The organism is Pararhodobacter sp. (genome assembly GCF_034676075.1).
Lineage (GTDB): Bacteria > Pseudomonadota > Alphaproteobacteria > Rhodobacterales > Rhodobacteraceae > Pararhodobacter.
The window spans coordinates 1-10,098 of record NZ_JAUCCQ010000145.1 but is presented as its reverse complement, the minus strand read 5'-3'; the positions used below and the strand labels follow the sequence as shown (position 1 = coordinate 10,098).

The following is a 10,098-nucleotide window of genomic DNA, read 5'->3' as shown; positions in this document are numbered from 1 at the left end:
CCGAAGTCATAGGCGTTCATGCCGCTGTCGCGGAAGATCGCGTAGCCGTCGCCACCGTTGCGCATGTAGTCGTTGGTCACCACGCCATAGGTCGCTTCCGGGTCGATCGGCACCCATTCGCCATTCGCCTCGACCATCACGTCGCTGACGCGGCTGCCCGCCGGGGCCGCCGGATCGAAGGTGTAATGCAGACCCGCGACCTGCGGGAAGCGGCCCGCGCCGTCTTCCAACTGGCTCACGCCGTTTTCCAGCGCGGCGACGACATTGGCGCCGGTCAGCTGGAAGGTGGCCAGCGTGTTCTGGAACGGCAGGACCTCGTAGACCTCGCCCATGGTGATCATGCCCTCGTCGATCGAGGCACGCAGACCGCCACCGTTCTGGATGGCGATGGTCACGCCCTGATCGGCAACGCGGGCCAGCATGGCATCGGCCACGAGGTTGCCCATGGTGCATTCCACCTGACGGCAGACGGTGCGGTCGCCCTCGATCATCGCCGTGGTCTCGGCGACGTTCTGGGCGCGCATCTCGTCGATCGGACCGGCCAGGCTGTCGACCCAGGCGAGGACCTCGGGATCGGGCGTCACCTCGTTGTTCAGGACGATGGCGTCACCCGAGGCATAGACCACGTTCAGATCGTCATCGAGTTCCAGCACCAGATGGCCCAGGTATTTGCCATAGGCACCGGCGGTCACGACCGGCACCATCGAGCCGTCCTCGGAATCGACCCAGGTCGGATAGGGCCCCTCGCGCGCCGGGTCCGAGGCCGACAGGAAGGTGTGGCTGTGGCCCCCGACGACGGCGGCAAGACCCGGCACCTGCGCCGCGATCATCTGGTCGTGGCGATAGCCGACATGGGTCAGGGCGATGATCGGCGCGGCGCCTTCGGCCTGCAGCGCGGCGACGGCGGCGTTCAGCGCCTCGATCTCGTCCGAGAAGAGCACGGTCGGACCCGGCGAAGCGGTCTCGGGCGTGTCGGTGGCCAGCGCCGAGACGATGCCGATGCGCAGGTCGCCCTCTTCGATGATCGTATGGGGCGCGACACGGCCCGCCAGCAGCGGCTCGCCAGAGACGTCGATGTTCGACGACAGGATCGGGAAGCTCACGGTGTCGAGGAACACGGCCAGACCGGCCGGGCCGAGGTCGAATTCATGGTTGCCGACGGCCATCGCATCCGGTTGCAGACGCTCCAGGAAATCGGCCTCCGCCTGACCGCCATAGGTCGTGTAGAACAGCGAGCCCTGCGAATCGTCGCCCGCGTCCAGCAGGATGACCGGATTGCCCTCGGCCTCGATGGCGGCGCGCATCTGGGTGGCCAGCGTATAGAGCCGCGCGGCCCCGCCGAAGCATTTGCCCTCGGCCTCGTCGCTGTCCGAGCAGGTCGAGTTGAAACGGCTGATCGATTCGATCCGGCTGTGGAAATCGTTGAAATGCAGGATGTGCAACTCGGTCGAGGCAAAGCCCGGAACGGCACTGGCCGCCACCAAAGCGGTCGAGCCGAGGATAGCCCTGAGGCGGATACGAAGCGACATATGATTCCCCTGTTGGATTTTTTCCCGAAGGTCAAAGATTGCGCGGAGCAGACGGCGAAGTCAAAGGCCCTGAGCGCGATCTGGCACCCGCAGATGACACAGCCATGACGTGCCTTGTCGTTGGGCGGCGCCATGCTGCCCATTGACCGGCAGGCGCGCATTCGGCATGAGCAGGCCATGCTGGTTTACAAGATCTTCCGCCGTTCCGAATGGGACGATCTCGTCGCCCATGGCCGCAGTGCCGGGGCTCCCGTCGATCTGGCGGATGGCTATGTGCATATGTCGACCCCGCAGCAGGTGGTGGAAACCGCCGCCAAGCATTTCGCGGGGGAAAGCGACCTGGTGCTGCTGGCCATCGAGACCGACCGCCTGGGCAAGGCCCTGAAATGGGAACCTTCGCGCGGGGGGCAATTGTTCCCGCATCTCTACCGGGATCTGACCCGGGCGGATGTGGTCTGGGACAAGTCGCTGCCCCTGGGTGCGGCGGGCCATATCTTCCCGGAAGGGGTCGTCTGATGATCGAAGCGCTGGGCCTGTGGGCCATGCACCGGATCGACCCGGAAACCGCGCATGGGCTGACGCTGAAGGCGCTCAATGCGGGCGCGGTGCCCTTGGACGATGTCTTCACCTCGTCCCGGCTGCGCACGCAGGTCGCGGGGCTGGCCCTGCCCAACCCGGTGGGTCTGGCCGCAGGCTTCGACAAGAACGCCGTAGCGCTGGGGCCGCTGGCCCGCGCCGGGTTCGGTTTTGTCGAGGTCGGCGCGGCGACGCCCCGCCCGCAGCCCGGAAATCCCCGCCCGCGCCTCTTCCGCCTGTCCGAGGACCGGGCGGTGATCAACCGGTTCGGCTTCAACAACGAAGGGGCCGAGGCCATCGCGCGGCGCCTGTCCACCCGCTCGCCGGGGCCGGTGGTCGGGCTCAATCTGGGGGCCAACAAGGACAGCGCCGACCGGGCGGCCGATTTCGCCACGGTACTGCGGCTCTGCGGGCCCTTCGTCGATTTCGCCACGGTCAACGTGTCCTCGCCCAATACCGAGAAGCTCCGCGACCTTCAGGGTGCGGCGGCGCTGCGCGGCCTCCTGGCCGGGGTCATGGCCGAGCGTGACGCGCTGGAGCGCCGGATTCCGGTCTTCCTGAAAATCGCACCCGATCTCGACCGCGCGGAACTGTCTGACATTGCCGGTGTCGCGGCGGAGGCGGGGCTGGACGCGATCATCGCCACCAACACCACGCTCTCGCGCGAAGGCCTGAAAAGTGCCCATCGGGGCGAGATGGGCGGGCTTTCCGGCGCGCCGCTGTTTGAAAAGTCCACGCGGGTTCTGGCCCAGCTTTCGGCCCTGACCGAGGGACGGCTGCCGCTGATCGGCGTCGGCGGCATCGCCTCGGCCGAGGATGCCTATGCCAAGATCCGCGCCGGCGCGAGCGCGGTGCAGCTCTATTCCGCGCTGGTCTATGGCGGGTTCTCGCTGGTCGGGCGCATTGCCCGGGGACTGGACGGGTTGCTGCGCCGCGACGGATTTGCGAGCGTGGCCGAAGCGGTCGGCAGCGGGAGGGACGAATGGCTGTAGAGATCTGGCACAACCCGCGCTGCTCCAAATCCCGCGCGGCGCTGGCCTATCTGGAGGCGAAGGGCGTGACGCCGGAGGTGCGGCTGTACCTCAAGGACGGCCCCTCGCAGGAGGAGCTCCGCGACATGCTGATGGCGCTGGGGCTGCCGGCCTCGGCACTGCTGCGCAAGGAAGGCGCGGCGCTGAAGGGCGAAGCGGAGAATGTGATCGTCGCCGCGCTGGCCGCCGATCCGGCGCTGATCGAACGCCCGGTGATCCGCAACGGTGGCAAGGCGGTGATCGGCCGCCCGACCGAGGCGATCGACGAGGTCCTGTAACCGCCCTACCCCGCCGTCCTGACCGCCCGCACGGCAAAGACGCAGGCGTCGCTGGGCAATTCCGGCACCGTCGCGCAAAGGCCCCGCGCCACGTTCCAGGCAGACAGGACCCGGGGCACATAATCCCGCGTCTCGGCATAGGGGGGCACGCCGCCGTTGCGCCGCACCGCGCCTTCGCCCGCGTTGTAGCCCGCCAGCGCCAGAACCACATCGCCGTCGAATTCATTCAACAGCCAGTCCAGATAGGCCACGCCGCCGCGGATGTTCTGCACCGGATCCATGGCGTCGCCGACCCCGAAGCGCGTGGCCGTGGCCGGGATCAGCTGCATCAGCCCCTGCGCGCCCGCATGGCTGACCGCCGTATGCCGCCCGCTGCTTTCGACCGAGATCACCGCCAGCGCCAGGGCGGGTGACACCCGGGTGCCGATGGTCGCCCGCAGGATCGCCGCGTTGTGCCGCGCGGCGATGTCCTGCAGGTGCTGCACCCCGGGTTCGGGCACGCGCCGCCCCTCGGGTGCATCGCGCAAGGCCGCCATCGCCGCCAGATAGCGCCCCTCGCCCTGCGCGAGGTTGGGCGAGACCTGGGTCCAGAACCAGCCGAAGCGGGCGCCATCGGCCTCGATCTCGGGCAGGGGCTGGGCAACGGCGGTCAGACGGGGGGCGATAGGTTCGGGCGGGGCCAGGCGGCGGGCCTGTTCCTCGGGGTCGACCTGCACGGTGATGCGGCGGCTGCCGTCAGCGGGCGCCACGCCGATCCGCCGGAAGGTGAAATCGCCCTGCGGCGCCACCTGCGCGGGTGCGGGCAGGCCGAGGCAGGCCGCCCCGGTCAGGGCCGCCGCGATCAGCGGGAAACGGGTGGGCAAGCTGCTCGGCATGGCCCCGGGATTCTTGTTGTTTTGCGACAGAGTGCCAGAAAATCCCGCGTCCCGCAAATGGGTCGCGCCGAGATCCCCTCGCGAACGCCGGCCTGAGTCGCCCGGCTTCTCATTTCGCATTCCGGTTTTGTGGTTACGCAAGCGAATCGCGAGGGGACGCGCGGCTTAGGTTCCCGAAGTCTTAACGAAAGATTGCCAAAACGTGGACAAACCAGCCAGGCGACCCCCTCGGTTTCCACCAACCGCACAAGTCCTGAAAATGCACGCGCTGCGCCATGTTTTGGTCTGAATTGGCACACGATCCCGCCCCCATGGGGGTCGATAACGATCCTGCCAGAACGGAGAGCGGTTCAAAAACCCTCAACCTTCCGAGCTCCAGGCTGGCACGCAGAACACACGTATCCCCCCTGTACTCTGGAGAGTAACAATGAACTTCCTCAACACCGTCAAAGCCTTCGCCGCCAACGAATCCGGTGCCGTGACCGTCGACTGGGTGGTGCTGACCGCCGCCATCGTCGGCCTGGGTCTTGCCGTCGTGACCTCGGTGAGCTCGGGCGTCGGCTCGCTCGGCACCAGCATCTCGACCGCGCTGGGCGGCATCACCGTGAACGCGCCGGAAACCGTCGGCTTCACGCAGTAAGCCTTTCCGCTCAGACTTTTCCGACGGGCCGCATCCCCGGGTGCGGCCCGCTGTAATTTTAGTCAACCGCCGGACAACATTCCCTTTCCAGCCATCATCTTGCCCGATTCACCATGCAGGAATGATGAACGTTGTTGGTAAGAGTGATCCGCAGCGACGCGGATCCGGCAGGCGTTCAGGAGCGAGCAATGCGAGCTGTGCAAATCGGTATTCTCGGTGTCGGGCTGGCCCTGGCGGGTTTCGGTGTCTTCATGGCGCAGAACTACGTGAGCCAGACTCAGGCCGCCATCAGCGCCGCCCAAGCCCGCGGCGGCGCCGCCCCGACGATCCAGACGGTCACCGTCGCCGTCGCCGCCCGGCCGCTGCGCTATGGCGAACCCATCGGCCTTGATGCCATCCGCACCGTCACTTGGCCCGCCGATTCCGTCCCCGCCGGTGTCTTCCAGACCGCCGAATCCCTGGTGCCCGATCCCCAGCGCCCCCGCGTCGCCCTTCGGGCGATGGAAGCGGGCGAGCCGATTCTGTCGGTCAAGGTCAGCGAACCCGGCGAGCCCGCCGGTATCGCCGCGATCCTGACCCCCGGCATGCGCGCCTTCACCATCCGCGTGGACCAGAATTCGGGGATCTCCGGCACGCTCCGCCCCTCGAACACGGTCGACATCTACTGGACCGGCCGCGGCGCACAGGGCGGTGACATCACCCGGCTGCTGTCCTCGGGCGTGCGGATCATCGCCCTCGATGAAAACGCCGACGAGGACCGCAACTTCTCGGGCGTGCCGCGCTCGGTCACCATCGAGGCCACGGCCGAAACCGTCGCCACCCTGGCGCAGGGCCAGTCCACCGGGCGGCTGTCGCTGTCGCTGGTGGGCCTCGACGACACCACGGCGCTGAGCCAGATCCAGGTCGACGGCAACAGCCTTCTGGGCGTGGAAACCGTGGTCCAGCAGGCGCAGGAGCGCTGCACCGTGCGCACCCGCCGCGGCGCCGAGGTCGTCCAGATCGAGATCCCCTGCACCAATTGAGGCAGCGCCGGCCCCGGCGTCGGCTGCGTCAATCTTGCAACACCCGCGGCCCCCTACATCTGGGGGTCGTTGCGATTCTGCACGCCAGCGCTCGGGGCAGCCTGTGGAAAAGACAGAGGAATCACGCGAAAGACGCTCCGCAAACAATTGAAACTTGCAATAAAAACCGGATTCAAGCATTCTTTGACGAAACGGCCCGTCAGAGGCCCGATGTACCCGTGATCGAGAGGCAGGATCACATGAGCACGAAACGTAGGATTGCGTCGGTGATGGCGCTGGCCCTGTGGGGCCTTGGGCAGGCAGCGTTTACCAGCCTGCCGGCATCGGCGCAGATGCTGTCCGTGGCATCAAGCCAGGTGCGCGACACGCTGGCCGTGGCGATGAACCGGGCCGTCGTGGTCGAAAGCGACACGCCCTTCGTCGAACTCTCCATCGCCAATCCGGGCATTGCCGATATCTCGACCCTCTCGGACCGCTCGATCTATGTGCTGGGCAAGGCGCCTGGCCGGACGACGCTGACCATCCTCGGCGCCAACGGGCAGCTGATCGCCAATGTGGAGGTGCAGGTCACCCCCGATGTCGCCGAATTCCGCGAGCGGCTGCGGCAGATCCTGCCCTCCGAGCCCATCGAGGTACGCACCGCCAATGACGGGATCGTCCTGTCGGGCATCGTGTCCTCCGGCGCGCGGCTCGATGCGGCGCTGCAACTGGCCGAGCGCTATGCGCCGGGCCGGGTCTCGAATCTGATGAACGTGGGCGGCACCCAGCAGGTCATGCTGCGCGTGCGCTTCTCGGAAGTGCAGCGCTCGGCCGCGCAGAGCCTCGCCGCCAGCCTTTCGGCGTCGGACGGCGTCTCGGCGGGGGGCACCGGTCGCGTTGCGGCCGGGGCGCTGACCACGGCCGGGGTGCCGGTGAACGTGGCCGCGGCGACCCCCGCGCAGGGCGTTCTGGGCGGGGGCTTCTCCATCGGGTCGGTGCAGTTCCAGGTCATGCTGGAAGCGCTGGAATCGAATGGCCTGGCCCGCACTCTGTCCGAACCCAGCCTGACCGCCCTGTCCGGGCAGGAGGCGCATTTCCTGGCCGGTGGCGAAGTGCCGGTGCCGGTGGTGGGCGAGAACGGCACGGTGACCGTGGATTACCGGGCGATCGGGGTCGAACTGACCTTCACCCCCCGGGTGGTCGATGGCGATGTCATCAACCTGAGCATGGATGCCTCGGTCTCCAGCCCCGACAGCACCAATTCCTACAGCGCCAATGGCGTCACCCTGCCCGGCTTCCGCCGCCGCCAGACCTCGACCACGGTCGAACTCAGGGACGGTGAGAGCTTCGCCATCGCGGGCCTCCTGCAGGATGATTTCCAGGGCTCCATCGCCCAGGTGCCGTGGCTGGGCGACATTCCGGTGCTGGGGGCGCTGTTCCGCAGCGCCGATTATCAGCGCAGCCAGTCCGAACTGATGATCTTCGTCACCGCCCATCTGGTGACACCGACCCGGGGCGAGGCGCTGCTTCTGCCCACCGACCGCATCCGCCTGCCGAACGAGGCGCAATTGTTCCTCAACGGTCAGCTCACCGGCTCGTCGTCCGGTGCCGCCGAAGTCGCGCGGCAGGATTTCCGCGGCGGCTACGGCTATGTGATGGAGTAACCCATGACCGCCCCCCGTCCGCAGACCCCTCTGATCTCGCGCCGCCTGCTGCTGCTTGGCGTTTCGGCCGGGGCGCTGAGCGCCTGTTCGGGCGCCTATACGGCCGCCGAAGTCGGCAGCGACCTGGACGAGGGCGGCTTCGGCACGCCCACCGCCAACAACATCCTGATCCACACCGGTCAGCTGGATTACGTCGTGGCCCTGGCCGAGCGGTTCGCCCGCGAAGTCCCGAACACCGTGACCTTCGCCTTCGACAGCGCGACGCTGGACCCGGCCGCGCAATACATCCTGGCCCAGCAGGCCCGCTGGATGCGGCAGTTCCCCGAAGTGACCTTCCGGGTCTTCGGCCATACCGATCTGGTGGGGTCCGAGCGCTACAACCAGGGCCTCGGCCTGCGCCGCGCGCGCGCCGCCGCCAGCTTCATCGTCCGGCAGGGCATCAGCCGCCGCCGGGTCGAGGCGGTCGTCTCGAACGGCGAGACGCAGCCGCTGATCCCAACGCCCGACCGCGAGCGCCAAAACCGGCGCGCGGTCACCGAAGTCTCCGGTTTCGTGCAGGACAATGCGCGGATCCTGAACGGAGAGTATGCCCGTGTCGTGCATCGGGAATACGTCGAGAGTGCCGTGCGGGAACCGAATACTCCCTGATACCTCTGCCGGGACACCCGTCCGGCAACCTCGCAGCGCCCCGCCGACCCTGTCGGCGGGGCGTCTGGTTTATTGACGCCCGGCCAGACAATTACGTTTTTTTAGCCCCATTAATGCCAAGATTACCGCCGAAGTTGGGAAGAACCCGGTGCCGCATGCCGTCGTGCGCCGGAGGTCGCGTACCACATGTCGGCAGAATGCCGGCGCGGAGGAAAGAAAATGTCGAGTGTGAGCAGCCCCGTCAAACACGTCGCCCCGATTCGCGCCTGCACCGTCTCGCGCGATGTGCAGAACTTCGACCTGCTGATCGAGGATATGGAGCTGGAGCTCGGCGAAAGCTGGGGCGATCTCACCTTTCCGAGCGCGCTGAAATTCCTTGATCAACCCGATGCCAAGGGGCTCGAATTCATCGCCATCGCGCTTGATGACGACGACGAAGCGAACATGGCGCTGGTCGAGGCGGTGATTCAGCGCGCCAACACGCTGAGCATCCGCGTGCTGCTCATCGCCGAGGAGCTGGGCCCGATCGCCCTGCACCGGCTGCTGCGTCTGGGCGCCAGCGATTTCGTGCCCTATCCGCTGCCCGAGGGCGCGCTGCATGACGCCATCCAGCGCCTGCGTGCCCCCTCGCCCGACATGTCGACCATCGCCCCGCAATCGCGGATGATGGTGTCGCAGAACCAGCCCCTGGGCGCGGTCTATGCCGTGCAGCCGCTGGCGGGCGGCTCGGGCGCCACGACCTTCGCCGTCAACCTGGCGTGGGAGATCGCCAATTCCGGCAAGACCGCGCCTTCGGTCTGCCTGCTGGACTTCGACCTGCAAACCGGCTCCATCGCCACCTATCTGGACCTGGCACGGACCGAGAAGGTCTATGAGCTTCTGTCCAACACCGCGGTGATGGATCGCGACTTCTTCCTCAACACGCTGCAGACCTTCAACGACAAGCTGAAGGTGCTGACCGCGGCGGCCGACATGCTGCCGCTCGACCTGATCACCCCCGACGATATCGAGCGGGTGATCACCATGGCCCGCGCCAGCTTCGAGGTGGTGATCATCGACATGCCCGGCACCGTGGTGCAATGGACCGAGACGGTCCTGAACGAATGCGACGCCTATTACGCGACGATGGAGCTGGACATGCGCTCGGCCCAGAACGCGCTGCGCCTGATCCGCGCGCTCAAGGCCGAGGATCTGCCGCTGGACAAGCTGCGCTATGTCCTGAACCACGCGCCGAAATTCACCGATCTGTCGGGCAAGGCCCGCGCCAAGCGGATGGCCGAAAGCCTGGATATCGAGTTCGAGGTGATGCTGCCTGACGGCACCGCCCAGGTGACGCATGCCAACGACCATGGCCTGCCCCTGGCCGAGATCGCGCCGAAGAACCCGCTGCTGAAAGAGATCCGCAAGATCGCCCAGTCCATCGTCGCGTCGAACCGCGACGAAGGCCGCGCCGCCGCCTGAGGAGAGAGACATGTTCTCGCGTTACCGCAAGGAAACCACGCCCTCGGGCCCCGCCAAGCCGGAATCCCGCGCCGTCCCGGTGCATGAGATCGCCAGCGTCTCGCCCTCGTCGCAGCCCGAGCTGACGATGCCGCGCCCGGCGCCGCGTCCCAGCTTCAAGGCCACGCATGCGCCGCAGCCGATCGCCGCGCAACCGGCCGCCAACGACAAGGACCGCCGCCGCCGCCAGCGCATCCTCGAGGTGAAGTCGGAGCTGCACACCCGGCTCCTGGACAACCTGAACCTTGCCGCGCTGGACAGCGCCTCGGAGGCGGAACTGCGGGCCGAAATCGCCGCGATCTCCGCCGAAGCGCTGAGCGAGATCAACTTCGCCCTCACCTCGGAAGAGCGGCTGA

At 67.3% G+C, this 10,098-nt stretch carries 10 protein-coding genes and 1 pseudogene; 9 read left to right on the top strand and 2 right to left on the bottom strand.

Going from position 1 to position 10,098, the window contains the following annotated elements; translation table 11 throughout:
* Positions 1–1,529: bifunctional metallophosphatase/5'-nucleotidase (locus VDQ18_RS21220; RefSeq protein ID WP_323022864.1), on the bottom strand; the 1,529-nt coding region annotated here is incomplete at its 3' end.
* A 177-nt stretch (positions 1,530–1,706) separates the two neighbouring features.
* Between VDQ18_RS21220 and VDQ18_RS21215 the strand changes: the two genes are divergently transcribed.
* Genes VDQ18_RS21215 through VDQ18_RS21205 form a run of 3 tightly spaced genes read left to right on the top strand, consistent with a single transcriptional unit; the run spans position 1,707 to position 3,414 of the window.
* Positions 1,707–2,045 (top strand): DUF952 domain-containing protein, encoded by a 339-nt coding sequence (locus VDQ18_RS21215; RefSeq protein ID WP_323022863.1) that lies wholly within the window; start codon positions 1,707–1,709, stop codon positions 2,043–2,045.
* Positions 2,045–3,097, top strand: coding sequence for a quinone-dependent dihydroorotate dehydrogenase (locus VDQ18_RS21210; RefSeq protein ID WP_323022862.1), 1,053 nt, complete (start codon positions 2,045–2,047; stop codon positions 3,095–3,097). The genes VDQ18_RS21215 and VDQ18_RS21210 overlap by 1 nt, the downstream gene beginning before the upstream one ends.
* On the top strand, positions 3,088–3,414 hold the full coding sequence (locus VDQ18_RS21205; RefSeq protein WP_323022861.1) for an ArsC/Spx/MgsR family protein: 327 nt from the start codon (positions 3,088–3,090) through the stop codon (positions 3,412–3,414). Before VDQ18_RS21210 ends, VDQ18_RS21205 begins: the two co-directional genes overlap by 10 nt.
* Before the next feature lie 5 nt (positions 3,415–3,419).
* Here VDQ18_RS21205 and VDQ18_RS21200 read toward each other — a convergent pair whose 3' ends face one another.
* Positions 3,420–4,289, bottom strand: a complete 870-nt coding sequence (locus tag VDQ18_RS21200; protein WP_323022860.1) for a lytic transglycosylase domain-containing protein — start codon at positions 4,287–4,289, stop codon at positions 3,420–3,422.
* Between the two features lie 427 nt (positions 4,290–4,716).
* Here VDQ18_RS21200 and VDQ18_RS21195 point away from each other — a divergent pair, with 427 nt between their 5' ends.
* From VDQ18_RS21195 to VDQ18_RS21170, 6 genes and pseudogenes are all read left to right on the top strand, one after another.
* Positions 4,717–4,929 carry a hypothetical protein gene (locus VDQ18_RS21195; protein WP_323022859.1) on the top strand — a complete coding sequence of 71 codons (213 nt, stop codon included), beginning with the start codon at positions 4,717–4,719 and terminating at the stop codon, positions 4,927–4,929.
* 188 nt (positions 4,930–5,117) lie between these two features.
* Entirely contained in the window at positions 5,118–5,951 is an 834-nt protein-coding gene (gene cpaB, locus VDQ18_RS21190) for a Flp pilus assembly protein CpaB (protein ID WP_323022858.1), read from the top strand.
* A 239-nt stretch (positions 5,952–6,190) separates the two neighbouring features.
* Positions 6,191–7,594, top strand: a complete 1,404-nt coding sequence (locus VDQ18_RS21185; protein WP_323022857.1) for a type II and III secretion system protein family protein — start codon at positions 6,191–6,193, stop codon at positions 7,592–7,594.
* Between the two features lie 3 nt (positions 7,595–7,597).
* On the top strand, positions 7,598–8,242 hold the full coding sequence (locus tag VDQ18_RS21180; protein ID WP_323022856.1) for an OmpA family protein: 645 nt from the start codon (positions 7,598–7,600) through the stop codon (positions 8,240–8,242).
* A gap of 219 nt (positions 8,243–8,461) precedes the next feature.
* Entirely contained in the window at positions 8,462–9,703 is a 1,242-nt protein-coding gene (locus VDQ18_RS21175) for an AAA family ATPase (protein WP_323022855.1), read from the top strand.
* A 10-nt stretch (positions 9,704–9,713) separates the two neighbouring features.
* Positions 9,714–10,098: pseudogene (locus tag VDQ18_RS21170) on the top strand (CpaF family protein); the annotation flags it as partial.